The sequence below is a fragment of the Caballeronia udeis genome (assembly GCF_001544555.2).
GTDB classification, from domain to species: domain Bacteria; phylum Pseudomonadota; class Gammaproteobacteria; order Burkholderiales; family Burkholderiaceae; genus Caballeronia; species Caballeronia udeis.
The window spans coordinates 1-24,870 of sequence record NZ_FCOK02000023.1 but is presented as its reverse complement, the minus strand read 5'-3'; the positions used below and the strand labels follow the sequence as shown (position 1 = coordinate 24,870).

General features: G+C 61.2%; 21 protein-coding genes. 10 read left to right on the top strand and 11 right to left on the bottom strand.

What is annotated here, in order from left to right; all coding sequences use genetic code 11:
• Positions 1-147 precede the first annotated feature (147 nt).
• Positions 148-1,974 carry a translational GTPase TypA gene (gene typA / locus AWB69_RS17895; protein ID WP_062087096.1) on the bottom strand — a complete coding sequence of 609 codons (1,827 nt, stop codon included), beginning with the start codon at positions 1,972-1,974 and terminating at the stop codon, positions 148-150.
• Between the two features lie 403 nt (positions 1,975-2,377).
• Here typA and AWB69_RS17890 point away from each other — a divergent pair, with 403 nt between their 5' ends.
• The 4 genes from AWB69_RS17890 (at position 2,378) to AWB69_RS17875 (ending at position 7,454) form a co-directional block, all read left to right on the top strand.
• The gene (locus AWB69_RS17890; protein WP_062087094.1) at positions 2,378-2,899 is read left to right on the top strand and encodes a MarR family winged helix-turn-helix transcriptional regulator; all 522 of its coding nucleotides are present in this window, start codon (positions 2,378-2,380) and stop codon (positions 2,897-2,899) included.
• A 133-nt stretch (positions 2,900-3,032) separates the two neighbouring features.
• Positions 3,033-4,565 (top strand): efflux transporter outer membrane subunit, encoded by a 1,533-nt coding sequence (locus AWB69_RS17885; RefSeq protein ID WP_062087093.1) that lies wholly within the window; start codon positions 3,033-3,035, stop codon positions 4,563-4,565.
• A gap of 42 nt (positions 4,566-4,607) precedes the next feature.
• On the top strand, positions 4,608-5,864 hold the full coding sequence (locus tag AWB69_RS17880) for an HlyD family secretion protein (RefSeq protein ID WP_062087091.1): 1,257 nt from the start codon (positions 4,608-4,610) through the stop codon (positions 5,862-5,864).
• Positions 5,865-5,894: 30 nt separating this feature from the next.
• Positions 5,895-7,454, top strand: a complete 1,560-nt coding sequence (locus AWB69_RS17875) for a DHA2 family efflux MFS transporter permease subunit (RefSeq protein ID WP_062087089.1) — start codon at positions 5,895-5,897, stop codon at positions 7,452-7,454.
• A 71-nt stretch (positions 7,455-7,525) separates the two neighbouring features.
• Here the strand turns inward: AWB69_RS17875 and truB are convergent, their stop codons facing one another.
• The 5 genes from truB to rimP form a co-directional block, all read right to left on the bottom strand.
• Positions 7,526-8,455, bottom strand: a complete 930-nt coding sequence (gene truB, locus AWB69_RS17870) for a tRNA pseudouridine(55) synthase TruB (protein ID WP_062087087.1) — start codon at positions 8,453-8,455, stop codon at positions 7,526-7,528.
• A gap of 3 nt (positions 8,456-8,458) precedes the next feature.
• On the bottom strand, positions 8,459-8,881 hold the full coding sequence (gene rbfA, locus AWB69_RS17865) for a 30S ribosome-binding factor RbfA (RefSeq protein WP_062087085.1): 423 nt from the start codon (positions 8,879-8,881) through the stop codon (positions 8,459-8,461).
• A 123-nt stretch (positions 8,882-9,004) separates the two neighbouring features.
• Positions 9,005-12,007, bottom strand: a complete 3,003-nt coding sequence (gene infB / locus AWB69_RS17860) for a translation initiation factor IF-2 (protein WP_062087083.1) — start codon at positions 12,005-12,007, stop codon at positions 9,005-9,007.
• A gap of 92 nt (positions 12,008-12,099) precedes the next feature.
• Positions 12,100-13,575: a transcription termination factor NusA gene (gene nusA / locus AWB69_RS17855; protein ID WP_062087081.1), complete on the bottom strand. Its 1,476-nt coding sequence runs from the start codon at positions 13,573-13,575 to the stop codon at positions 12,100-12,102.
• On the bottom strand, positions 13,572-14,033 hold the full coding sequence (gene rimP, locus AWB69_RS17850; protein ID WP_047898052.1) for a ribosome maturation factor RimP: 462 nt from the start codon (positions 14,031-14,033) through the stop codon (positions 13,572-13,574). Before rimP ends, nusA begins: the two co-directional genes overlap by 4 nt.
• Positions 14,034-14,108: 75 nt before the next feature.
• On the opposite strand from rimP, the gene AWB69_RS47765 reads away from it, so the two are divergent.
• Complete coding sequence (locus AWB69_RS47765) at positions 14,109-14,477, top strand: hypothetical protein (protein WP_156528886.1); 369 nt, start codon at positions 14,109-14,111, stop codon at positions 14,475-14,477.
• Positions 14,478-14,480: 3 nt separating this feature from the next.
• On the opposite strand, the gene rluB is transcribed toward AWB69_RS47765, so the two are convergent.
• The 4 genes from rluB to AWB69_RS17825 form a co-directional block, all read right to left on the bottom strand.
• A complete protein-coding gene (gene rluB, locus AWB69_RS17845; RefSeq protein ID WP_062087079.1) occupies positions 14,481-16,430 on the bottom strand; it encodes a 23S rRNA pseudouridine(2605) synthase RluB in 1,950 nt (649 codons plus the stop codon).
• A gap of 100 nt (positions 16,431-16,530) precedes the next feature.
• The gene (scpB, locus tag AWB69_RS49455; RefSeq protein WP_082913457.1) at positions 16,531-17,790 is read right to left on the bottom strand and encodes an SMC-Scp complex subunit ScpB; all 1,260 of its coding nucleotides are present in this window, start codon (positions 17,788-17,790) and stop codon (positions 16,531-16,533) included.
• A gap of 428 nt (positions 17,791-18,218) precedes the next feature.
• On the bottom strand, positions 18,219-19,472 hold the full coding sequence (locus tag AWB69_RS17830) for a pyridoxal phosphate-dependent aminotransferase (RefSeq protein ID WP_062087214.1): 1,254 nt from the start codon (positions 19,470-19,472) through the stop codon (positions 18,219-18,221).
• Positions 19,473-19,663: 191 nt separating this feature from the next.
• Positions 19,664-20,578 (bottom strand): LysR family transcriptional regulator, encoded by a 915-nt coding sequence (locus tag AWB69_RS17825; RefSeq protein WP_062087077.1) that lies wholly within the window; start codon positions 20,576-20,578, stop codon positions 19,664-19,666.
• Between the two features lie 411 nt (positions 20,579-20,989).
• Here AWB69_RS17825 and AWB69_RS17820 point away from each other — a divergent pair, with 411 nt between their 5' ends.
• Together AWB69_RS17820 and AWB69_RS17815 are read left to right on the top strand one after the other, a co-directional pair.
• Positions 20,990-21,388: a transposase gene (locus AWB69_RS17820; RefSeq protein WP_047898056.1), complete on the top strand. Its 399-nt coding sequence runs from the start codon at positions 20,990-20,992 to the stop codon at positions 21,386-21,388.
• Between the two features lie 470 nt (positions 21,389-21,858).
• A complete protein-coding gene (locus AWB69_RS17815; RefSeq protein ID WP_062087075.1) occupies positions 21,859-22,122 on the top strand; it encodes a hypothetical protein in 264 nt (87 codons plus the stop codon).
• A 310-nt stretch (positions 22,123-22,432) separates the two neighbouring features.
• Here AWB69_RS17815 and AWB69_RS49450 read toward each other — a convergent pair whose 3' ends face one another.
• Entirely contained in the window at positions 22,433-22,747 is a 315-nt protein-coding gene (locus AWB69_RS49450; RefSeq protein ID WP_062087073.1) for a hypothetical protein, read from the bottom strand.
• 391 nt (positions 22,748-23,138) lie between these two features.
• Between AWB69_RS49450 and AWB69_RS17805 the strand changes: the two genes are divergently transcribed.
• From AWB69_RS17805 to AWB69_RS17795, 3 genes are all read left to right on the top strand, one after another.
• On the top strand, positions 23,139-23,780 hold the full coding sequence (locus tag AWB69_RS17805) for a YdcF family protein (protein ID WP_331712679.1): 642 nt from the start codon (positions 23,139-23,141) through the stop codon (positions 23,778-23,780).
• Between the two features lie 279 nt (positions 23,781-24,059).
• On the top strand, positions 24,060-24,302 hold the full coding sequence (locus AWB69_RS17800) for a hypothetical protein (protein WP_062087071.1): 243 nt from the start codon (positions 24,060-24,062) through the stop codon (positions 24,300-24,302).
• Between the two features lie 216 nt (positions 24,303-24,518).
• Entirely contained in the window at positions 24,519-24,782 is a 264-nt protein-coding gene (locus tag AWB69_RS17795) for a hypothetical protein (protein WP_062087069.1), read from the top strand.
• Positions 24,783-24,870 lie beyond the last annotated feature (88 nt).

Below are 24,870 nucleotides of genomic sequence, written 5' to 3'. Positions count from 1 at the left end.
CGACGCGCGGATGGTCGCAGCCGGAATGCTTATCCAGCGGGCTTTCGAGGATCTTTCGTGAATAAGGGACGCATCCGATGCGGTGCCTCATTGCAATAAAAAAGCCGCCCGAAGGCGGCTTTTCCAGACACGCGCACTCGCGTGAAGTTAGTCCACTGCGCCCTTACGGCTGGCGCTACGACGCTCGTGTTCCTTCAGGTAACGCTTACGCAGACGGATGGATTGCGGCGTAACTTCGACCAGTTCGTCGTCGTCGATAAATTCAACTGCGTATTCCAGCGACATCTGGATTGGCGGCACGAGGCGCACCGCTTCATCCGTTCCCGACGAACGCACGTTGGTCAACTGCTTGCCCTTGATCGGGTTCACGACCAGGTCGTTGTCACGGCTGTGAATGCCGATGATCATGCCTTCATACAGTGCGTCGCCCGGCGACACGAACATGCGGCCACGGTCCTGCAGCTTCCACAATGCGTATGCGACTGCGGCGCCGTCGTCCTGCGAAATCAGCACGCCGTTACGACGTTCGCCAACACCGCCTTCCTTCACCGGCTGATACGAATCAAACGTGTGGCTCATCAGACCCGTGCCGCGCGTTAGCGTCAGGAATTCCGACTGGAAACCGATCAGGCCACGCGCTGAAATACGATACTCGAGACGCGTACGGCCACGGCCATCTGACGCCATGTCGAGCATTTCGCCCTTGCGGCGACCCAGCTCTTCCATCACGCCGCCCTGGTTGGCATCTTCCATGTCGACGGTCAGGTTTTCGTACGGCTCGTGCTTCACGCCGTCGACTTCCGTCATCACCACGCGCGGACGCGACACGGCGAGTTCGTAACCTTCACGGCGCATGTTTTCCACAAGAATGGTCAGGTGCAGTTCGCCGCGGCCCATGACTTCGAACGTGGTTTCGTCGCCCGTTTCATTCACGCGCAACGCCACGTTGTGGTTCAGTTCCTTGAACAGGCGGTCGCGGATCTGGCGGCTCGTGACGAACTTGCCTTCGCGGCCAGCCAGCGGCGACGAATTCACCAGGAAGTTCATGGTCAGCGTGGGTTCGTCCACGGTGATCATCGGCAGCGCTTCCGGCGTGTCGATCGCGCAAATGGTCACGCCAATGCCAATTTCTTCAATGCCGTTGATCAGCACGATGTCGCCAGCTTCGGCTTCTTCGACCTGCACGCGCTCCAGGCCCTTGAATGACAGAACCTGATTGATCTTGCGGTTCAGGATTGCGCCGTCAGGACCCGTACGCACGGCGACAGCCATGCCCGGCTTGATACGGCCACGCGTGATCCGGCCAATACCGATACGGCCAACATACGACGAAAAGTCGAGCGACGTGATCTGCAACTGCAGCGGCGCTTCCGGATCAGCCGGGCGAACCGGAACGTGTTCCAGCACGGCGTCGAACAGCGGACGCATGTCGCCTTCGCGCACGTCCGGGTTCAGGCCGGCATAACCGTTCAGGCCCGATGCATAGACGATCGGGAAATCGAGTTGTTCTTCGGTGGCGCCCAGCTTGTCGAACAGGTCGAAAGTCTGGTTGATCACCCAGTCGATCCGCGCGCCCGGCCGGTCGACCTTGTTGATCACCACAATAGGCTTCAGTCCCAGCGCCAGCGCCTTCTTCGTCACGAAGCGCGTTTGCGGCATCGGGCCTTCAACCGCGTCCACCAGCAGCAGCACGGAGTCGACCATTGACAGCACGCGCTCCACTTCACCGCCGAAGTCGGCGTGTCCCGGGGTGTCCACGATGTTGATGTGCGTGCCTTCGTACTCGACCGCGCAGTTCTTCGAAAGGATCGTAATGCCACGTTCCTTTTCGATGTCGTTCGAGTCCATCACGCGCTCGACCACTTGCTGGTTCTCTCGGAACGTGGCCGTCTGGCGGAGCAATTGGTCGACGAGCGTAGTCTTGCCGTGGTCGACGTGGGCGATGATGGCGATATTGCGGAGGGCGCGAGTCATAGGAGGCTGAGGAGCTTTTACATACAGTTGAGCGCCGTGGGTGGGTGCAAGCAGCAGGCCGCGGGGTCAACTCAGAAAGTTGACGCAAAAGGTCAACTCAAAAAGAAACGTCCACGCCCCCCGCACTCGGCGCGATGGGAACCCGAGAGTGTAACACGCCGGCGTGTCCTCTTCCTCCCCATCGTGCAATAGGACATAACCCGGAACCGCCTGCCAATTTCAAGACAGACTAAAAACGCCGTCAACGCCTGCCTTCGGGACTCGGCGAGCCTCAAACGAATCTCAAAATAACAACACCGGCGATAGCCCCAGACGAATTAAGGGGATTCTTAAAGTCCTTGCCGCGTCAACTACCTGACCCTATAATCTTGCATAGTCAATTATTGCAAGCGCACGAGAATCCATGAGCGACACCCCCCAGCCGGTTCCCGAAATCGCGAACTACGAACTCAGCGAAAGCGTGGGTTACCTGCTTAGCCGTGTCCGCTCGACTTTGTGGAACAACGTCACGCAGCTCACCATGGCCGATCTCGGCATCACCAGCACGCAAGCCAGCATCATGTTCATGCTGGCGAGCGGCCGGAGCCTCGCCGCAGCGGATCTCGCCCGCGAATACGGGATCGACGCGAGCGCCGTCACGCGCCTGATCGACCGGCTGGAAAAGCGCGGACTCATTACGCGCTTGCGCAGCGAGGAAGACCGGCGGGTCGTTCGACTGGCGCTGACCGAAGAAGGCCGCGCGCTTGCCGGACAGATCCCCGCCATTTTTACGAAGGTGCTCGACAAGCTGCTCTGCGGATTTACGCCAGAGGAAGTAGGCTTCCTGAAAAGCATGCTGCGTCGAATCCTGTTGAATTCGGGCGACCCCATGTCTGCGGCAATGCTTGGCATGCAGGAAAAATCCGCTTCCAAACCCTCCTATTGATGACCCGTCGCGCGCCGCTGAATGATGCCCGCGGGATGACAGTACGTTCCTCTTACGCGCCTGATATCGTAACGGAAACGAAAGAAATTAGTTGCAGCGTCCATCTTTACACACCCTATCAAAGAGCCGAGCGATGAAACTCTTTTATTCGTCCGCTTCCGCGCCCGTCGCTGCGCGCAGCGCCGTGGCTGTCGCCGTGGCGGCGTTCGCGCTGGCAGGTTGCGCGAACTACGCCGGCATCAAAAGCGACAAGCAGATTGCCCAGCCCCAAAGCGATGCGCTGCAAGCCACGCAAAGCCTGCCATCGCAAGGCGGCCAATGGCCATCGCTTGACTGGGCCAAGCAGTTCGGCGATCCGCAATTGCCGCAATTGATCGACGAAGCGCTGGCCGGTAATCCGTCGATTGCGCAGGCACAGGCGCGCATCGCGAAGGCGTCGTCCTATATCGAGTCCTCCCGCTCCAGTCTTTACCCGAAGGTGAACGGCTCGTATTCATGGACGCGCGAACTTTACTCCGGCAATGCGCTCTACCCGCCTCCGTTCGGCGGGTCGTGGTATAGCGAAAACAATGCGCTCGTCAGCGCGTCGTGGGATCTCGACCTGTGGGGCAAGAACCGCGCACGGCTGGATCAGGCTGTGTCGCAGCAGAAAGCCGCCGAGGCCGACATGCAGCAGGCGCGCATAACGCTGGCCGCGTCCGTTGCGCAGACCTATAACCAGCTCGCCCTGCTCTACGCACTGCGTGACGTGGCCCAGCGCGAGATCGCAAACCGGCTGGACATCGGGCGGATCACGAACGGCCGCGTGCTGGCGGGGCTCGACACGAACGTGGAAAGCCGCACCGCCGAAGGCAATATTGCGACTAGCCAGACGAACCTGTCCGAACTCGACGGCCAGATCACGACCACGCGATATCAGTTGGGCGCTTTGCTCGGCCAAGGCCCGGATCGGGGCTTGAAGATCGCCACCCCGGTGCTCAATTCGAAGATCGAGGTCACGCTGCCGGACAACGTGCCGGCGGATCTGATCTCGCGCCGTCCGGATATTGTCGCGGCCCGCTGGCAGGTGGAGGCAGCGACATCGGACATCAAGGAAGCGAAGGCAGAGTTCTTCCCCGACATCAATTTGTCGGCGGCGGCAGGATTCGACGCGTTCGGGTGGAGCCGCTTTCTCAACTTTACGAGCCGTCAGTTCCAGGCGGGACCCGCCATTCACCTGCCGATCTTCGACGCCGGCGCATTACGCGCACAGTTGAAAGGCCGTTACGCGGACTTTGATCTGGACGTGGCCAACTACAACCAGACCCTGATCAATGCGCTGAACGACGTGGCCACGCAGATCGCATCGATTCGTTCGGTGGATCAGCAAACCAGCGACGCCGCGCGCGCCCTCGACGCCTCGACGCACGCGTATCAGCTCGCCGTGATTCGCTACAAGGCTGGTTTGTCGCAGCAACTGCAAGTGCTCACCGCCGATCAGAACCGGCTGGCGAACGAGCAGACCGTGACGAATCTGCGCATGAAGCGCCGTGACCTGCAACTCGGGCTCATCAAGGCGCTGGGCGGAGGATTTGACGCCGCGGACACAAACCTGGCCATCGACGGGCAAACGTCGAAGAGCGCACCGTCGCAGACCGCGTCGGCTGCGTCCAAGACAGCAAACTGAATCGACTAGCAGCAATCCAAGACAGAGCATACGGAGCTATTCATGAGCGACCCTCAACAAAACGCCGCAGCCGCGCCGGCGCCCAAAACCAACAACACCAAACGCCGGGTGTTGATGAGCCTGATCGTGCTGGTCGTGATCATCGCTGCTATTGCTTACGGGCTGTACTACTTCCTGATCGCGCGTTTCCACGAAAGCACGGATGACGCGTACGTGAACGGCAATATCGTGCAGATCACGCCGCAAGTGGTCGGCACGGTAATCTCGGTGAACGCCGACGACACGCAAACCGTGAAGATGGGCGATCCGCTGGTCGTACTCGATCCCGCCGACTCCAAGGTCGCGCTCGATCAGGCCGAAGCGAATCTCGCGCAGACGGTGCGCCAGGTCCGCACGCTGTTCGTCAACGACGACCAGTACGCCGCGCAAGTCGCGCTGCGTCAGTCGGATCTCTCGCGTGCGCAGGACGACTTGCGCCGCCGCATGACGATTGCGCAGACGGGCGCGGTCTCGGGCGAAGAAATTTCGCATGCCCGCGACGCCGTGCGTGCCGCGCAGGCGTCGCTCAACGCCGCGCAACAAGAGCTCCAGGCGAACCGTTCGCTCACCGCGAATACGACTATCGCGAGTCATCCAAACGTGCTCGCCGCTGCCGCGAAGGTCCGCGATTCGTACATCAACTACGCACGCAACACCATGCCGGCGCCGGTGACGGGTTATGTCGCGAAGCGTTCGGTGCAGGTCGGCCAGCGCGTCTCGCCGGGTAATCCGTTGATGGCGATCGTGCCGCTGAACGGCGTATGGGTCGATGCCAACTTCAAGGAAGTGCAGCTCACGCATATGCGTATTGGCCAGCCGGTCGAATTGACGGCCGACGTGTACGGCTCCGGCGTGGTGTTCCACGGCAAGGTGATCGGCTTCTCGGCCGGCACGGGCTCGGCGTTCTCGCTGCTGCCGGCGCAAAACGCAACCGGCAACTGGATCAAGGTCGTGCAGCGTTTGCCGGTGCGGATCGGACTCGACCCGCAGGAACTTGAGAAACATCCGCTGCGCATCGGTTTGTCGATGAACGTGGACGTGACGATCAAGTCCGAGAACGGCGGCCAGCTCGGCGCGGCACCCAACACCGTGTACCAGACCGACGTGTTCGCCAAGTACGGCGATCAGGCCGACGCCGAGATCGCTCGCATTATCGAAGCGAACGAAGGCAGTTCGGGTCCGGGTACCGGCGGCACGCAGAAGACGTCGAAGGACAACGTGCAGCCGGCGACGAAGCAAGATCTCGCCAAGCTGATGTAAGCGCTCGCACAAGTATTCCGGAACCGTCATATGTCTCAACCAAACGCCGTTCATCCACCGCTAGAGGGCGCGAAACTCGTGATCGGTACGATCGCGGTGTCGCTCGCGGTGTTCATGAACGTGCTCGACACGTCGATTGCCAACGTGTCCATTCCGTCGATCTCCGGCGACCTCGGGGTATCGTCGGATCAGGGCACGTGGGTGATCACGTCATTCGCGGTCGCCAATGCAATCTCGGTGCCGCTGACCGGCTGGCTCACGCAGCGCTTCGGACAGGTGCGCCTGTTCATGACGTCAATCGTATTGTTCGTGCTCGCTTCGTGGTTGTGCGGGCTCGCGCCGACCCTGCCCTTCCTGCTCGCCGCACGCGTGTTGCAGGGTGCGGTCGCCGGCCCCATGATCCCGCTCTCGCAGACCTTGCTGCTCGCGAGTTATCCCAGGGCGAAGGCGCCCATGGCGCTCTCCATGTGGTCGATGACCACGCTGATCGCGCCGGTCGCCGGCCCAATACTCGGCGGCTGGATCTCGGACAACATCTCCTGGCCGTGGATTTTCTACGTCAACATACCGGTGGGTATCGTCGCGGCTGTCGCCACGTTCGTGATCTTCCGCGACCGTGATTCGGTGATCCGCAAGGCGCCTATTGATACCGTGGGCCTGGGGCTGCTCGTGCTATGGGTCGGATCGCTGCAGATCATGCTCGACAAGGGCAAGGATCTCGACTGGTTCAACTCCACCACCATTGTGGTGTTGACCTTGATTGCCGTGATCGCGCTGGCGTTTTTCATCGTGTGGGAGCTGACGGCGGAACATCCGGTTGTCGACCTGTCACTCTTCAAGCTGCGCAATTTCACGGGCGGGACGATCGCGCTTGCGATCGGTTATGGGCTGTACTTCGGCAATCTCGTGCTGCTGCCGTTGTGGTTGCAGACCGACATTGGCTACACCGCTACCGACGCCGGCCTGGTGCTCGCGCCGGTCGGCCTGTTTGCGGTCGTGCTCTCGCCGGTGGTGGGCAAGTTCCTGCCACGCGTCGATCCTCGCAAGATCGCAACCGCCGCATTCCTCGTATTCGCGCTCGTGTTCTGGATGCGCTCGCGCTACACCACGGGCGTGGATACCTTCTCGCTGATGATGCCCACCTTGATCCAGGGTATCGGCATGGCTGGATTTTTCATCCCGCTCGTGTCCATCACGCTGTCCGGATTGCCGGGAAACCGGATTCCGGCGGCTTCGGGATTGTCGAACTTCGTGCGGATCATGTGCGGCGGGATTGGCACATCGATTTTTTCGACCGCGTGGGACCATCGGTCGAATATTCATCATGCGCAACTGGTGGAGCAGGCCAACTTGTACAACCCGAACTTCACGGCGTCCATGCAGCAGTTCGGTGCGGCCGGCTTCAGCCAGTCGCAGGGGTACGGTCTGTTCAATAGCATGGCCACGCAGCAGGCCGCGCAGTTGGGCGTAAACGACCTGTTCTATATCTCGGCAGGGATATTCGTCGCGCTGATTGCGCTGATCTGGATCACGAAACCAGAGCGATCCGGCGGCGGAGATTCCGCGGCCGCGGCTTCGGCAGCGCATTGACGCTGGTTCGATACACAATAAAAAAAACGCCACGAAAAATTTTCGTGGCGTTTTTTTTCAACGGTCCATCTTCAAGCCGCCGATACCACCAGCCGCTCCGGCGCCAACACACCCTCGCCCGCTCGCGCCACGCCGAGCAGACGATCGCCATCGAGTGCATAGACACGCACGCGGTCGGCCTCAGCCGGTGCATCCGCAATCTCCGATAGCTTCAGCCGCTGGCCTTGCGCAAAACGACGCGTGGCATCGGCGTCGAGGTGAACCGCCGGGAAAGTGGACAGCAATGCATCCACCGGTTGCAGCCAGCTGTCCCGCGTGTCTTGCGTGGCTTCTGCAAGCGTGTCGAGTGTGACCGCATGCTCTAGCGTCAACGCGCCAACGCCCGTGCGGCGCAGCCCAACCAGATGCGCGCCACACCCCAGCTTCTCGCCGATATCCTCAGCAAGCGTCCGCACGTACGTCCCCTTGCTGCACGTCACGCGAAACGTCACGTCCGGCAACGCACACGCAATCAGATCAAGTGCATGAATGGTCACGTTGCGCGCTTCGCGCTCCACCGTCTGCCCGGCCCGAGCGTACTCGTACAACGGTTTGCCGTCGCGCTTGAGTGCAGAATACATCGGCGGAACCTGCGCGATCTCGCCGAGAAAGTGAGCCATCGCGTCCCTGATGGCCGCTTCGTCGCAGCTTACGTCACGTGTTTGCACTGCTTCGCCTTCGGCATCCCCAGTCGTCGTGCGCACGCCGAGACGCATGGTCGCTTCATAGGTTTTATCGGCTTCAAGCAAATCCTGCGAAAACTTGGTCGCTTCACCAAAACACAACGGCAGCAGACCCGTTGCGAGCGGATCGAGCGTGCCGGTATGCCCAGCCTTCTTCGCCAGATAGATTTTCTTGGCACGAATCAGCGCGTCGTTACTCGATAGTCCGAGTGGCTTGTCGAGCAGCAACACGCCATCCAGCACACGACGCGGGATCTTCGGGCGGGTAGAACCGTTCATCGGTCAGGCGCCCTTCTCGTCGTCGGTTTTGTCCGCATCGTCTTTGTCCGCGTCATCTTCTTCGTCATCCAGCGCGCGCGTGGAATTCGCTTCATCGATCAGCTTCGACATTTCCACCGCCCGCACCACAGTCTGGTCGTAGTGGAAATGCAGCGTCGGCACGGTATGGATATGCAGGCGCTTGAACAGCAGGTTATGCAAATGCCCTGCTGCGTGATTCAGCCCGGCCTCCGTTTCCTTCGGATCGCCGGTCAGCGTCGTGAAATACACCTTTGCATGAGCGTAATCAGGCGTCAGTTCGACGCTCTGAAACGTCACCATGCCGATGCGCGGATCTTTGACATCGCGCACCAGTTCTGCGAGATCGCGCTGGATCTGATCCGCGATCTGCACATTGCGATTGAGTGAAGTACGTTTCTTGGCCATGATGTTTCCATAAATGTGTATGCGCCGGACTCATGGGGGCGCTCAAGGGCGCTCACTCAGGCAAATAAAAAGGGCGGAGCGGGCGTGAAGCCCCCTCCGCCCTCGAGTCCAGCGGCGAATCTTTTAAAGCGTACGCGCGACTTCGGTCACTTCGAAGATCTCGAACTGATCGCCTTCCACCATGTCGTTGTAATTCTTCAGCGACATACCGCACTCGAAGCCCTGACGTACTTCCTTCACGTCGTCCTTGAAGCGCTTGAGCGAATCGATCTCGCCCGTGTGAACGACCACGTTGTTGCGCAGCACGCGCACCATCGAGTTCCGCTTGACGAAGCCGTCGGTGACCATACAACCCGCGATCGCGCCGATCTTCGGCACACGGATGATCTGGCGCACTTCCACCATACCCGTGACCACTTCGCGCTTCTCCGGCGCCAGCATGCCCGACATGGCCGCTTTCACTTCATCTACAGCGTCATAGATGATGTTGTAGTAGCGAATGTCGATACCGTTCGACTCCGCGACCTTGCGCGCCTGAGCGTCGGCCCGCGTGTTGAAGCCGATGATGACCGCCTTTGATGCCGTTGCCAGGTTGACGTCCGACTCGCTGATCGCGCCGACCGCGCTGTGCACGATCTGCACGCGCACTTCGTTGGTCGACAGTTTGACCAGCGACTGCACCAGCGCTTCCTGCGAACCTTGCACGTCGGCCTTGACGATCAACGGCAGGTTCTGCACGTTGCCTTCCGTCATGGACTCGAGCATGTTTTCTAGCTTCGCTGCCTGCTGCTTCGCCAGCTTGACGTCGCGGAACTTGCCTTGACGGAACAAGGCGATTTCGCGCGCCTTGCGTTCGTCCGGCAGGACCATGACTTCTTCGCCGGCGCCCGGCACTTCCGACAGACCTTGAATCTCGACCGGGATCGACGGACCTGCCGACTTGATCGGCTTGCCGGTTTCGTCGAGCATGGCCCGGACGCGACCAAAAGCCGTACCCGCCAGCACGATGTCACCGCGATTCAACGTACCCGACTGCACCAGGATGGTCGCAACCGGGCCCTTGCCCTTGTCGAGCTTCGCTTCAATCACGAGACCCTTGGCCGGAGCCTCGATCGGCGCCTTCAACTCCATCACTTCAGCTTGCAGCGAGACGTTTTCCAGCAGGCTTTCGATACCAAAACCCGTCTTCGCCGACACTTCCACGAACGGGGAATCGCCACCGTATTCTTCCGGCACGACGCCTTCAGCCACGAGTTCCTGCTTCACGCGTTCCGAATTCGCATCCGGCTTGTCGATCTTGTTGATCGCCACGACGATAGGCACGCCACCCGCCTTCGCGTGAGCGATGGCTTCCTTCGTTTGCGGCATCACGCCGTCATCGGCTGCGACCACCAGGATCACGATGTCCGTTGCCTTTGCACCGCGAGCGCGCATGGCCGTAAAGGCCTCGTGACCCGGCGTGTCCAGGAACGTAATCACGCCGCGCGGCGTTTCCACGTGATAGGCGCCAATGTGCTGCGTAATCCCGCCCGCTTCACCCGAGGCGACCTTCGCGCGGCGAATGTAATCGAGCAGCGAGGTCTTGCCGTGGTCGACGTGACCCATGACCGTGACCACCGGCGGACGCGGCAGGCGTTCGCCCACTTCTTCCTGCGTCTCGCCTTCGACCAGCATGGCTTCCGGATCGTCCAGCTTGGCCGCAACCGCGCTGTGACCCAGTTCTTCGACGACAATCATCGCCGTTTCCTGGTCCAGCACCTGGTTGATCGTGACCATCTGGCCCAGCTTCATCATTACCTTGATGACTTCCGAAGCCTTCACCGACATCTTGTGCGCCAGGTCCGCCACCGACACGGTTTCCGGCACGTGCACTTCCCGCACCACCGGTTCCGTCGGCGCCTGGAAGTTGGTCTGGTCCTGATGCTTGCCACGACCCTTCGGGCCGCCGCGCCAGCCGCGATCCACACCGCCGCTGGTGTCGCCACGCGTCTTGATGCCGCGACGCTTGGCTGCATCGTCCTGCCAGCTGCTCTTGCCACCGGCCTTCTTCTTGTCCGGTCCCAACGACGGCGTGGTAGCCGCCGGTGCGCCTGCAGCCGGCTTTTTCGCCACTGCCGGACGTGCCGGAGCCGAACCTTCCGGGCGTGCCGGTTTGTGCAGCGTACCCTTGGCTTCTGCAGCCTTCGCGCCTTCCGCCACCTTCGCGGCGGCGGCCGCTGTCGCAACTGCAGCAGCCACGACGGCCGGCGACGGCTCAGGCGGTTTCGCCTGTTGGGCCTTGCGCGGCGTATTCATCATCTCGCGAATAGCGCGCGCTTCAGCTTCAGCTGCAGCACGGCGTTTCGCGATCTGGTCGTGCTCGGCCCGCGCCTTTTCGGTCGCAGCGCGCGCGGCGTCTTCCGCCTTCTTCGCGGCTTCGCGTTGAGCGGCACGCTCAGCAGCCGCCTTCTCATCGACCTGCGGTGCGGCAGCTTCGACCTTTACCGGTTCATCGGCGGTGTGTTCCGCCTTCGATTCCGCACGGGCTTCCTGACGCGCCGACGATGCAGCACGCGAGATTTCCGCGGCTTCCGCCTGAGCGGCAGCACGCTTGGCCTCTTCTTCCTCGGCCCGGCGGCGCTCGGCTTCAGCAGCCGCTTCACGCGCAACCCGTTCCGCCTCTTCGCGTTCGAAGCGTTCCTGGCGTTCCTTCAACTCCAGCGCTTCTTTCTCGAGCAATTCGGCGGCGTGGCGCGCCTCTTCGTCGCGACGCTGCAATTCGGCTTCGTCCACTTCGTCTTCTTCGACGTGGTTCGCACCTTCAACGACCTGTTCAACACCGCTCTGATCGCGCTGCACGAACACGCGCTTCTTGCGGACCTCGACCTGAATGGTGCGAGCTTTACCCGTAGAGTCGGATTGTTTGATTTCCGACGTATGCCGGCGGGTCAAAGTGATCTTGCGTTTGTCAGCATCGGCGGAACCGTGCGACTTGCGCAAGTGTTCGAGCAGGCGCGACTTGTCCGTCTCGGACAAATCGTCATCCTCGCTCGCTTTCGTGACGCCAGCCGCCTGCAACTGCTCGAGCAGGACGCCCGCAGGCATTTTGAGTTCCGCGGCAAATTGGGCTACGTTGTTACTCGCCATTCATTCCTCTTGATGCAAGGACAAATTCCCTGCTGTTTGATCGGGTCATGCGGCCTAACGGCCGCGATATGTCAGTGCGCCATGGTCATTTCTCACTGGAACCAGTGTTCACGTGCTTTCATGATCAACGCCTTAGCGGCATCCTCTTCAATACTGGTCATCTCGACCAGTTCATCCACAGCCAGCTCGGCGAGGTCGTCGCGCGTCCGGATCTGGTGTTCTTCGAGCTTCGCGTACAACTCATCGGTCATACCTTCGAGACTCTTCAGGTCGAGCGCCACACCCTCGACCTTTTCTTCATTCGCGATCGCCAGCGTCAGAAGCGCGTCACGGGAGCGATTACGCAACTCGTGAACGGTGTCTTCGTCGAAGGCTTCGATTTCGAGCATTTCGTTGAGCGGCACATACGCAATCTCTTCAAGGCTGGTAAAGCCTTCGTCGATGAGAATGTCAGCCACTTCTTCATCAACGTCGAGTCGCGCCATGAACAGGCTGCGCAACGTGCCACGCTCTTCGTTTTGCTTCAGCGCGGACTCGTCCGGCGTCATGATGTTGATTTGCCAGCCAGTCAATTCGCTGGCAAGACGCACGTTCTGGCCGCTACGGCCAATGGCAACCGCGAGTTCGTTCTCGTCAACAACGACGTCCATCGAATGTTTCTCTTCATCGACGACGATCGACTGTACGGCAGCCGGCGCGAGCGCGCCGATCACGAACTGGGCGGGGTCCTCTGACCATAGCACGATGTCGACGTTCTCGCCACCGAGCTCATTTCTCACCGCCTGAACCCGCGAACCGCGAATCCCGACGCAAGTACCAATAGGGTCGATGCGCTTGTCGTAAGCAATCACCCCGATTTTCGCACGCACGCCAGGATCGCGCGCGGCCGCCTTGATTTCGAGCAGGCCCTGCTCGATTTCCGGCACTTCCATTTCAAACAGCTTCATCAGGAACTCGGGCGCCGTGCGCGAGAGTTCGATCTGCGGACCACGTGCCGTGCGGTCAACCTTCGCAATGTAGGCGCGAACCCGGTCGCCGACCCGCAGGTTTTCCTTCGGAATCAACTGGTCGCGGCGCAACAGCGCTTCCACACGGCCCGATTCGACGATGAAATTACCCTTGTCCAGACGCTTGACCGCGCCGGTCATGATCTTTTCGCCGCGTTCCAGGAAGTCGTTCAGGATCTGCTCGCGCTCAGCGTCGCGAACCTTCTGAAGAATCACCTGCTTGGCAGCCTGCGCGCCAATCCGGCCGAACTCGATGGACGGAATGGGTTGCTCGATATAGTCGTCGACCTGTGCGTCGGGCTTTTCTTCCTTCGCTTCGAACAGCAGGATTTCCTGATCGGGCTCCTGCAGGCCGGCTTCGTCCGGCACCACTTTCCAGCGACGGAAAGTTTCGTGCTCGCCGCTTTCCCGGTCGATTGCCACGCGGATGTCCACGTCTTCCTCGAACAGCTTCTTCGTTGCCGAAGCAAGCGCTGCTTCGAGCGCTGCGTACACCACGTCCTTGTTGACGTTCTTCTCGCGCGCCAGCGCATCCGCCAGCATCAAAACTTCGCGACTCATTGTTTGCGGCTCCTAAAGTCAACTTTGGGGACGAGACGTGCTTTATCGAGGTCTGCGAGCGTGAAATCGAGCATCGCAGCGCCGCCGTCCTTCCCTTCGAATTCCAAACCAATCGACTCGCCATCCGGGGCATGCAGGATGCCACGGTACGACTTGCGCCCGTCCAGCGGCTTCTTCAATGTGATAGTGACTTCGCTGCCTGCGAAGCGTTCGAAATCCGCCAATTTCTTCAGCGGACGATCGAGACCCGGCGACCCGACTTCCAGCCGTGAGTAATCGATATTCTCCACTTCGAACAGATACTGAAGCTGACGTGTGACCTTCTCACAGTCTTCGATCGCGATGCCGGCGGGCTGGTCGATGGAGATACGCAGCAAACCGCCCCCCGCGCGCTCGATATCGACAAGTTCGTAGCCCAGGCCCGAGACCGTGGTTTCGATGATTTCCGTCAGTTGCACAGTGAAAGACTCCAAGATGTTCGCGCGCTCCACGCCGAACACCTGCGGACCGCGCCTTGAGCCGGCGCACTTTCGTTGCCCCAAGATGCTGAACCGAACGGCCAAAAAAAAATGGGCGCAACGCCCATCCTTCTGTACCGAGATCACATCCGGGCGGCGAAACAAAACACCATGCCCAGCGACTTTGTGATTTTAGCCATTTTTCGGGATAAACGCAACCAATGCGCCCTGTATATAGCCATTTGGCGGCCATTTACAAGGCAAATCGAAGCCATTCATCACCGTTTTGTCGGACTTCCCCGGGCTAAAACTGATCAAGCTGAATTTCACGGACAAGTGAGAAGTGAGCGGGCGATCCGATTGCCCGCCTGCCCCTTGTCCGTTGTTCAAGTCACATGCCGCGCCGTAGAAATTTCTGAGGTTTGTGCCGGGCGCGAAATCTGACTCTTAGCGTCCGCGTGTCCGGTTGCGCGGCGCCGGGCGTGCGCCGCCGCGGCCCGCGCCGCCCGCGTTGCCGCCATTACCTTGCGCACCGGTGCCAGCCGGGCCTTGACGGCCACCCTGTCCGGGACGTTTGCCGCCCGCGTTTGCCGAGCGTCCGCCTGCCCCATTGCCACCACCCATGGCAGGCGAACCGGGCGGACGACTGCCGCGTGGGCCGCCGGCCGAGCCGCCTGGACGTGGAATCGCGCGGTTACCGTTCGCTTCGCCGCCCGCACGGTTGCCGTTGGCTTCCCGGCCGCCATTGCTGCCGCGCGCGCCGTAGCCCCCGCCGCCATTGCCCGCATAACCACCACCACTGGAGGAGCCGCCGCCGAAACCGCCCGGTGCGCCGCGCCGGCCGCCCGCGCCTCCAGGGCCACCGCGTGTCGGCGTCTGGGCGAATCGGCCATGCGAACTGAGCACGGGTTCACGGGTGATGATGCCCATCGACGTTTGCAGCGGATCAGGCTGAATGCGCGGTGCAGCGCTGCGTGCGCCCCGTTCTTCGGCCGGTGCTTTCAGTCCGACCGATGCCAGGAGACCACGCACTTCGTTGTCTTCGAGTTCTTCCCAGCGACCGCGCTTGAGCCCCTTGGGCAACGCGATCGGGCCGTGGCGCGTACGGATCAGCCGGCTCACCATCAGGCCGGCTGCTTCGAACATGCGGCGCACTTCGCGGTTCCGGCCTTCAGCCAGCGCCACGTGATACCAATGATTCGTGCCTTCGCCGCCGCCGTCGCGGATACGAAGGAAATTGGCCGGGCCGTCTTCCAGCTCCACGCCATGCAGCAACTTCTGACGCATGCCTTCCGACAATTCACCCACCACCCGCACCGCATATTCACGCTCGACGCTGTAACGCGGATGCATGAACCGGTTGGCCAGATCGCCGGACGTTGTCAGCAGCAAAAGACCTTCTGTGTTGAAGTCGAGCCGCCCGACCGCGAGCCACTTGGCTGTTTTCATTGGCGGGAGGTTGTCGAAGACAGAAGGACGGCCTTCCGGGTCGGCGTGACTGACGATCTCGCCGGTCGGCTTGTGATACAGGAGGATGCGCGGCGGCTTGCTGGCGAGCTTGCGCTTCACAGGCTTGCCGTTGATGCGGACCTGGTCGGTCGGCATGATGCGCTGGCCGATATGCGCCGGCTCGCCATTCACCGATACCCGGCCGGCCACGATCAGCTCTTCCATGTCGCGGCGCGAACCCATTCCCGCCTCGGCGAGCACTTTGTGAAGCTTCGGCGTGTCGTCGTCCGCTTCGAGCACGCGTTTTTGGGGAGCGCTGCGACCGCGCCGCAACATGGGAGCGCGCACGCCGCCCGTGGTGTTGTCGGCGTCGAATGCCGGCGATGTCACATAGGCAAAAACGTCGTCCTCAGCGCCTCCTGCGGCGGTTGCCGAAGCCGGCATTGCCGGTGCTGCCGCGTCATCGCGGCGACCGCGCTTTTGAGCCTGTCCGGGTTGAGCCTGCCGCGCCGGGCGACGGCCGCCTTCGCGCGGCGGCTGGCCTTCGCGAGTTCCCTCGGCCGACGCTTCACGCGGACCGCGGGGCTTGCCAGCCGCCCCGGTCCGTGCACCGTCGCCACTTCCCGCGCCGTTGCGCGGCCCACGCGAGCCCGCATCCTTGCGCGGCATCCGCACCTGCGCAGCAACCACGCCATCCGGGGGAGCTTCAGCAATCACGCCACCCGGTGCCACCGATGGTGCACCGTCGGCGCCCTTCGTCTTGGCGACGGCGCGACGGCGGGCAATCAGGCTGCGAGGCCCGCGCCGCAAACCGCGACGCGGACGTTCTTCGCCGTCCGCGGGTTCGTCGTTGCGTGTGCGTTCGCCTGCGTCGGCCTGGCCATGTGCTTCATCGGCACGAACGGGGCGCTCGGATTCGGGCGAATCGCTGTCGTGGGAATGTGTCAAAACAACCTCAATTGTGTCGGGTCGCGCGCCCGTCGCAGGCGCGTCAAAAAATCCGGCCGATGGTGATTAGCAGCCGAATGAAGGTTCGGGCAAACAGGCCTCAGGCGCGGCGCGCAGTCTGGTCGTCCGGTGCGTTGAATTCGTCGGTTTCGCTTGATTCGTCCGGCGCATCGGATGCGTCGAATGGGTTCGATGCATCCGATGCATGCGCGGTGTCAGCGCCATCGGATTCATCTGCGGCGCGCGGTAATGCGTGTTGCGCTGCGTCGCTCGTCAATGCGCCGGCATCCGGCGCCGCCTCGCGACGCTTGAGCGCGTCGCCGGGCGTTGCTTGTACTGGGTCCCGGCTGACACCCGCAGCCGCTTCGAGCGGTTCCGGGCTGGTCAGCGGCACCGCTTGTTGCGGTTCATGCGATTCAAATTGCGCCGGTGCGTTCGTTTGCGCGCCGTCGTTCTCCTCATTCACAGGCTCGTCAGCACCGGCCCGTGAACGCAAAAACGCTTCGCCTTCCGGGTCGACTGCTTCGGCCGCCACGGGTTCCTGCGAACGGGGTGACTCACCTGCTTCATGCATAGTCGTACTCGCCGCAGCATCCGGCGTTCCCGGCTCGACAGCACCGTGCTCGTCGCCCGCCTCGTTTTCAGCCGTACCCATTGCTGTCGTGACCGGGTCAGCGCCGGACAAATGCTCGGGTGACGGCGAATTGCCCGCGTCCGGAGCGTCCAGCGACAAAGCGGGTTCGCCCTTCGATTCCAACCCTTGCACCAGCACCGCGCCTATTGCCGCCGCGTCGTCACCGGGAAAATCGATTGCATGTTGCGCGAGCAACGACGCTTCCAGTTGCGCCGACGGGTTGTCGAGAGCAGGCAACTCGTCCAGTGCGCTCAAGCCCAGGTCATCCAGGAACTGCTTGGTGGTGGCATAAAGCGCCGGGCGGCCCGGCACGTCGCGATGACCGATGACCTCGATCCAACCGCGGTCTTCCAGTTGCTTCACGACCTGCGTGTTCACCGTGACACCGCGAATTTCTTCGATGTCTCCACGCGTCACAGGCTGCCGGTAACCAATGATCGCAAGCGTTTCAAGAACAGCTCGCGAATATTTGGGCGGCTTTTCCGGGTGTAGCCGATCGAGATAGGCCCGCATTGCAGGTTTGCTCTGAAACCGCCATCCGGACGCCAGCGCCACGAGTTCCACGCCGCGTCCCGACCAATCCTGCTTCAGGGCGTCGAGCAAGGTGCGAACCGTGTCTGCCGAGATGTCGTCGGCGAAAAGCTTGCGCAACTCGGCGAGTTTCAGCGGCTCCTGCGCGCAGATCAAGGCAGTCTCGAGGACGATCTTCGCCTCTTGGGTATTCATGCAGCTAGATAGGACCCTGTATGGTCTATGAACCGGTCAAGTCAGGCCGAATCGAATGACGCCGACTACTCGAACCATTCGCAACGCTCAGACTGGAAAATCGTGGACGAGGATACTGACGACGCGCTCGCCCGATTTCTGATCGGTCATATTGATTGGGAGCACGCACCGGGGGGAGGCAAAATACGGGATCAGATCCTGATCGCCGAGCTTTTCCCAGCCGGACGAAGTAGCACTTTCCAAGGCGGAAGCGCGTGACTGGACGCATATTACGCAAAAACAAACGGTGCGTAAAGGTGAAACATTGGGTAGCTGCCCGACTCACGTCTGGCGGTCACGTCGGCAATCCCGTCTGGCGGCCCTGCGAGCCGAAACCCCGCGCCCGGCTCCCGGCAATCCGTCCCTTGCGCCCCGACAGCCCGCAGCCCTTACGAAACCGGGTGCGCTTCCATGAACGCCCGCAGGCGTGCCACCCCGGCGTCCAGGCGAGCGGTATCGCATGCGTAGCACCAGCGCACAAAACCCTCTCCTTCCGGCCCGAATGCGCTGCCGGGAGCCAGTCCGAGCGCACTCTCGCGCACAAGCGCCTTGCACAGTTCAAGACTGCGGTCCGCGCCCGGAAGCCTGAAGAACAGGTACATGGAACCCGCGGGCGCCCGCACGTCGATACCCGGAATGCGCTGCAACGCCGCCACGAGGTAATCGCGGCTGGCGCGCAGGCCGGCGACCAGCTCTTGCGTAAACTGCCCACCGTCCTTCACCGCGGCGACACCGGCCATCTGGACAAACGAAGGCGCACACGACGTGTTGTACTCGACCAGCTTGCCGAGATCCTCCATCAGACGCTCGGGCGCGACGATCCAGCCCAGCCGCCAGCCCGTCATCAGCCAGGCCTTCGAGAACGAATTCACCGCGATCACCCGTTCGTCGCGGGTCGCCAGGTCAAGGAAAGAAGGAGCGACCGCGGCGTCATCGCCGTAATAGAGGCGCTCGTAGACTTCATCAGCGACCAGCCAGATGCCCAACTGCCGGCACCGGTCGAGCACTGCCTGTTGCTGCTCGCGCGTCATGACCCAGCCGGTCGGGTTGTTCGGCGAATTGATCATCAGCATGCGTGTACCCGGGGTGAGCGCCGCAAGCAAACGTTCGAGATCGAGCGTCCAGCCGTCGGGGCCATACGTCAACGTAACCGTTTCCACCGTCGCGCCAAGAATCTTCGGGATTTCCACAAGGTTCGGCCACAGCGGCGTGACCGCCACCACACGGTCGCCCGCGCCTGCGACCAGTTGCGTCGCGAGCATCAGCGCGTTGACTCCGGCGCTGGTCACGGCAATTTCAGCAGGCCGGGTAGCGCCATGCAGCTTGCCGACGTAATCCGCAAGCGCTTCTCGCAACGCGGCGATACCCAGGTTATGGGTATAGAAGGTTGCACCGTCGGCGAGCGCGCGGCTGGCGGCGTCGCGGATGAATTGCGGCGTGACCTGGTCTGATTCACCGAACCAGAAAGGCAGGACGTCCGGGACACCGAAACCCGCGTTGGCAACCTCACGGATCTGGGACGGGCGTAACGCACGGACCGCGTCGCGTGCATTCGGCGCACGTCCACCCGCTTCCTGCGCATTGGCCGCCGCACTGGTCAGCGCACCCAGTTCCGAGATAACCGCCCCTCCTGACTCACTCATTGCCGCCTCCGCCGATGGAAAGCGAAAGTCTAACGCGGCGCCTTCTGAAAAGCGCTGTACGGCACACGCGTTAGCCATCAGGCCAGTTCTCGCGCTTTCGCGGGTTTCGCGAAGCGTGGAATCGGGCAAATCCTCGACGATCGAACGAAGCCCGCCCTCCCACATAGCCGCCAACGCTATCGAGAAGCCCGCTACGCCAGTTCCTCGACGCGCTTCGGCAATCCGGCAACCAACCCCCACACCGACTCGGCCGCAGGCGACAACGACCGGTCGCGCCGGCGCACCAGTTCGACAGTTCGCTCCACGCGTGGCACGAGCGGCAATGCCACCAGCGACGAGTTCGCCGGCAACGGCAGGGCCAGCCACGGCAGCACGCTGATGCCGACGCCCGCCTCCACCAGCCCGAAGACGGTGGCGGAATGGCCGAGTTCCTGCACCACATCGGCGATAACGTGATGCTCGCGCAGCACCGCATCGATAATCGGACGGCTTCCGGAAGCGTGATCCAGCATCACCAGACGTTCGCCGGACAATGCCGCCCATGGCACCTCCTGTGCCGCCGCAAGGGGGTGGTCCCGCCTCGCGACCGCGCAGAACGAGTCGGTCATCACGACTTCCCCATGCAGGTCGTCATTGGCGTACGGGCCGATCGCCACGCCGAAATCGACTTCGCCGGACTTGACCTTGCGGATCACATCGCTTTGCAGATCGTCGCGCAAGCCCAGTGAAATCAACGGAAATTCCCGGACGCAGGCCGAAATGACCAGCGGCATCAAGCGGCACGCCACCGTCGGACTGGCCGCCACGATCACCCGCCCCCGTCGCTGCTGACCGAGGTCGCGGATTTCCCGGAGCGCTTCATCGAGGTCCGACAGCAGCCGCGACACGCTGCCCACGAGATTGGCGCCTACATCGGTGAGTTGCACTTCGCGGGTGGTCCGGTCGACCAGCTTGAGGCCGATTTCCCCCTCGAGCTCCCTCACGCACCGGCTCACCGCGGACTGCGTCAGGCCGACTTCGTCCCCGGCCCGGCTAAAACTCTGCAGCTTGGCGACTTCGATAAACACCCGAAGCTGCCGCAACGTCACATTGAGCGCTCGGCCCATACCTTCCCCTCATCAATCCGGCTTATCAATGCAAATTGTAGATCAACGCTGGGCCAGGAAAACGGTTTCATCACTCGCGCTGCGGTGCAGCAAAAATGCATTTGCGCACGCCAGATGGGCTTGTTGCACTTGATTGGTGATTGTCCCGATTTCATTAACTGCACTTATAGCGTCTCATACGGCCCATGCTGGCACCGCGCCAGCCTACTGCCGCGAGGCTTTCCGACCGATCGATACACGCATGGCACGGTTCTCGCATTAAGTTGCGCAGGGGTCGGTGCCATTGCAGTTTTAAACGCAAATCGTCCGTCGCAATGTCTGCTCCGACCTTACCTGGATTCGATCTTCGAATTCCGACCAGAGTGCGCGGCGCGGGGCAGCGCACCGGGGTTAGCTTCGCTGAGGTGAAACATGATGTTCGACGATTTAAGAGATAACGAGTGGGCGCTGGTAGAGGCCTTGTTTTGCGCAGAACCGGCACGTAGCGAACGGCGCGGCCGTCCGCGTGTCGAAGCACGCGCTGTCGTCAATGCCGTGTTGTGGGTCCTGTCCACGGGTGAAGGGTGGTCGAAGCTGCCGGGCCGCTACCCGTCGCCGCCGACCTGCCGCCGCCGGTTCGACGAATGGCAAGCGGACGGTACGCTCGCCGAAATCGTGAAACGTCTTGGCAATAATGGTCGTGAGGTGTCGCTGCGGGGCCGGATCGGTTCCACCGCTGCGAAACCGCCCGTACCGCCGAGCCGCGACCGTTTGCGTGGCGCATTCTGGACGAATCCGGAATCGTGGCGCGCTCCGGTCAAGATGGCCTGACAGGCTGGCACAACGCGGCAAGTAGCACGTTCGGGCTGTATGGTCGGTCGCGGTACGACCCACGTGGTGTGACCAGAGCTGTACGATGAGCTGTGTATGACCAGCGCGGTAGGACCAGATTCACGCGAAGCACCCGCGCGCAGGTTTCCTGCGCTTTATCCCGGCTCAGCACTCGATGTCTCTTCTCGAGTGACGGGTCGCCGGTCTGCGCTCGCAGACCGTTTTAGCCTGTCAAAAATCTGCCGGCAAGCGCTCGCCTTTCGTTGACCGAAAGCGAGCGCATGGCATGCCTTGTCTTTGCGCGCCTTGTCTTTGCGGCAGCTTAAACGCGTGCTTGGTCATTGCTTGCCGTCCATGCCGGGAAATCAGGAAACAACTCTTTACCAATATTTACAGCACCCTTTCGTGCGCTGGCATAGCTTATGAAGCTGGCTAGCGGGCCGATATCGGTCCGAAGGGGAGTTTTCATCATGAAACCAATGTCACTGCTGGTGTGCGGCATTGTGGTTTCATCGCTGGGCGCGGGAATTCCGGTGTACGCCGGTTCGCCCTCGGGCAACTTCGCGCTGCGCGCGCAAACGCAGCCCAGTCTGCAGGCCTGGAAAAAGGAACCAGTGCGTGGTGGTGGTGCAATAACCGAAACGGCGCCGCGCGGAGACTTGCGAGGCGACATAGCGAGCAACGCGCGAGCGCGGCCGGAACCGGAGCGTAGTAATCGACCGCCAAAGCGCTGAGCAGCGTCGACGCGCACCAAAGCGTCGGAATATCGCTAATTCAAGCCATATTTAGCCGATGGGGAACCCTTCCGTATCGCACAAGTCCGACGTTATGCCATGAGCACAGCGTGGCAGAAGTAGATCCGGTACGCCCGTATCCTTGTGATACGGGCTTTTTTTTGCCGGAATTTTGCCGCGGTCATGAGCGCGCCACTTTAGAGCAGCACTCATTCGACCCAAAAGTGGAGCGACAGTCGCCGCAACCGTTTGCCCGGCACTCGGGCACTGCGAAGCGCAAGACCGTTTTAGCGCGGAGGATGGAAGCGCTTTAAGCGCGCGCTTCGGCCAAGGGTTCCTGAATTACGGCCGGAGAATAAGGCGCGGCGCGGTGCAGATCCCAGTCCATCGAGCGCTCGTCTCGTGCGAGCCGGGAGAACTCGAGCTTGCCTCGCTCGGTTACCACCGCAATGTCCACGGGAGCGTGAAAACCAGGAGCAGGTGCTACGGTGCGTTGCCGGACCAGTTCCAGCAGGCCCAGGTCGCGTAGATGGCTAAAAACGTTTGGGCGTCTTGCCCACGGAACTTGACGATACTGAGCTCGCCGGAGCGCTTCGAGTACGGCTTCGTTTGAATACGTGGTCATCTCGTTATGTCTTCCAGTGCAGCCGTGACGGCGCCACATGGCAGTAACTGACTGCCAGCGGCACCGACTAAACGCGGCACGCCCCGAAACCAGTCAAAATGCCGACTTCGCGGCCCCTGACCGGAACTCGCAGCCGCCGCTTGCGCTAGGTGCTGCTTATTTCTGCTTACCGCTACTTATAATTCCGAGCGCCCGTTAAACGTGCACTACGCAAAGCGTTCCGCAGATCCGGCGATGCATTCTCACGAATGCGATGACCACGAAGCGGATTATCTCGAAAACCTATACGTTACCTCAAACCAAATTGGTTCTTATAACTTTATTGCTGCTTTTCTTTGCACTGTTCGCAGTTTGGCGACAACGCCGGCGCACTGTCGCGGTTGTTTGCGTCTTGCTGTTCTGGGCGCTGGGCGCGGGGTGGCTTTCAGCGCCGTTGCTGCACCTTGCGCAGCGCGGCTTTGAAGCCAGGTCGACGCCGCAGGACGTGCATTTCGCATCGCGAACGACTTTTATCCTGCTGGGTGGCGGCACGCGTTACGACAGCGAAAAACATCTTGTTCCAAAACGCGATGCGTTCACACGTATTGTTGTCACAGCCGAGCTGTATCGTGATTGCCGGCGCGCAGGCGGCGCTTGCCGCGTAATCGTAAGCGGCGGTAATCCGCAGCATCACGAACAAGCCGAAGCCGACAATTACGCCCCCTTCCTGCTTGCCCGCGGCGTGAGCGCCTCCGATCTCGTGATCGAGAACGAAAGCCTCAATACGTACCAGAACGCCCGCAACGTAGCCAGCATCGTGCAGCCCGAACCCGACGGATCGCTGATACTGGTTACCTCTGCTTATCATATGGAACGGTCACTGCTGGCCTTCAATGCTTTCGGCCTCGACACGCAAGCGTTCACCAGCAACGTGCGACAACCTCGGGCCACCTTCTTTCCCGGCTCGTGTGGTTTCATCGATGCGGAAACTGCGCTTCATGAACTGGTCGGCCTCGCGCGCTTTCGGGTGTACCGACGCCTGGGGCTCTATTGAATCATCTCGATGTTACAAATCATGCAGAAGCACCGCCAGTTATCTCAAAATTCAGTACTAGAAACCAAAACGCTTCGCCGGTATTATCGCCGGCTCAGTCAATCGACTGGCCGGGCTGAAGCTCTGTTAGAGTCGAACCGCAGTGCTATTGCTGAAATGTGACGGCACTGTAACTACATGTAACGATTCGCGAGCAGGATCGGTATTTGCTACGCAGCGTGTAATGTCTCGCTAATCGGGACAGGCCAACCCGGGTTCAACGAGTCTATGGAGGTAACAATGAAGAAAGTGTCCCTGGCAGTCTTGTTTTCCCTGAGCGCAATGACCAGCGCAGCATTCGCACAATCCGATCAGGGCGTCACGATGAGTACCGATCCGGCCAAAATCTCCGATATCGAGCAGCGCGCGCAGGACCTGCAGGCACGCCAGTCGAACATGCAGAGCGAAATGCCGATGCACAAGGACACCATGCATCATAAGAAGCCGGGCATGAAGCATTCGAAGAAAGGCACGGCCGAATAAGCGATCGGGCGTACGCGTCGCAACGGCGCGCAAACGTTAGCTGTTTGGCAGACCGTTCGACAAAAAAGCCGGATACGACGCGCAAAGCGTTGTATCCGGCTTTTGTTCGTGAATGACGACTTCTGACCACGATGCCGGCAACGATACCCCCGCCGGCGCGGCGTATGCTACATTCCGCGTCGATAAATTGAATCGCACCCGTGTGCGGAGGATCGTATGAGCAACATCCAGCTGGATATCGAATGGACCGAAGCAGCATCACGCAAGATTGAAAAGCTGATGCCGCGCAACACAAAAGACAAGGACGCGTATCTCGCGCTGCCGCCCGTTGAGTGCCTGCCCATGGAAGGCGACGTGCTATTTCTCGGCCCGGACGGCAAACAGCAGCCGTTCATTGTGGCCGAGCGTCAGTATCACCATGACGGCGACGCCGACTGGACCATCATCCTGATCCTCGACGTGCCGCACGAGACTCACTAAGGTGCTGAGGTACTATTGAGTATTACGTAAATCATGACATCACCAAAGCTCGGCTTGCTTCCAGCAGGCAACGATGATCGATTTACGC

Excerpts from the sequence above, each read along its gene's own strand:
- typA (WP_062087096.1), bottom strand. The coding sequence starts at position 1,974 with ATGACTCGCGCCCTCCGCAATATCGCCATCATCGCCCACGTCGACCAC.
- AWB69_RS17890 (WP_062087094.1), top strand. The coding sequence starts at position 2,378 with ATGAGCGACACCCCCCAGCCGGTTCCCGAAATCGCGAACTACGAACTC.
- AWB69_RS17885 (WP_062087093.1), top strand. The coding sequence starts at position 3,033 with ATGAAACTCTTTTATTCGTCCGCTTCCGCGCCCGTCGCTGCGCGCAGC.
- AWB69_RS17880 (WP_062087091.1), top strand. The coding sequence starts at position 4,608 with ATGAGCGACCCTCAACAAAACGCCGCAGCCGCGCCGGCGCCCAAAACC.
- AWB69_RS17875 (WP_062087089.1), top strand. The coding sequence starts at position 5,895 with ATGTCTCAACCAAACGCCGTTCATCCACCGCTAGAGGGCGCGAAACTC.
- truB (WP_062087087.1), bottom strand. The coding sequence starts at position 8,455 with ATGAACGGTTCTACCCGCCCGAAGATCCCGCGTCGTGTGCTGGATGGC.
- rbfA (WP_062087085.1), bottom strand. The coding sequence starts at position 8,881 with ATGGCCAAGAAACGTACTTCACTCAATCGCAATGTGCAGATCGCGGAT.
- infB (WP_062087083.1), bottom strand. The coding sequence starts at position 12,007 with ATGGCGAGTAACAACGTAGCCCAATTTGCCGCGGAACTCAAAATGCCT.
- nusA (WP_062087081.1), bottom strand. The coding sequence starts at position 13,575 with ATGAGTCGCGAAGTTTTGATGCTGGCGGATGCGCTGGCGCGCGAGAAG.
- scpB (WP_082913457.1), bottom strand. The coding sequence starts at position 17,790 with ATGAATACCCAAGAGGCGAAGATCGTCCTCGAGACTGCCTTGATCTGC.
- AWB69_RS17830 (WP_062087214.1), bottom strand. The coding sequence starts at position 19,472 with ATGAGTGAGTCAGGAGGGGCGGTTATCTCGGAACTGGGTGCGCTGACC.
- AWB69_RS17825 (WP_062087077.1), bottom strand. The coding sequence starts at position 20,578 with ATGGGCCGAGCGCTCAATGTGACGTTGCGGCAGCTTCGGGTGTTTATC.
- AWB69_RS17820 (WP_047898056.1), top strand. The coding sequence starts at position 20,990 with ATGATGTTCGACGATTTAAGAGATAACGAGTGGGCGCTGGTAGAGGCC.
- AWB69_RS17815 (WP_062087075.1), top strand. The coding sequence starts at position 21,859 with ATGAAACCAATGTCACTGCTGGTGTGCGGCATTGTGGTTTCATCGCTG.
- AWB69_RS49450 (WP_062087073.1), bottom strand. The coding sequence starts at position 22,747 with ATGACCACGTATTCAAACGAAGCCGTACTCGAAGCGCTCCGGCGAGCT.
- AWB69_RS17800 (WP_062087071.1), top strand. The coding sequence starts at position 24,060 with ATGAAGAAAGTGTCCCTGGCAGTCTTGTTTTCCCTGAGCGCAATGACC.
- AWB69_RS17795 (WP_062087069.1), top strand. The coding sequence starts at position 24,519 with ATGAGCAACATCCAGCTGGATATCGAATGGACCGAAGCAGCATCACGC.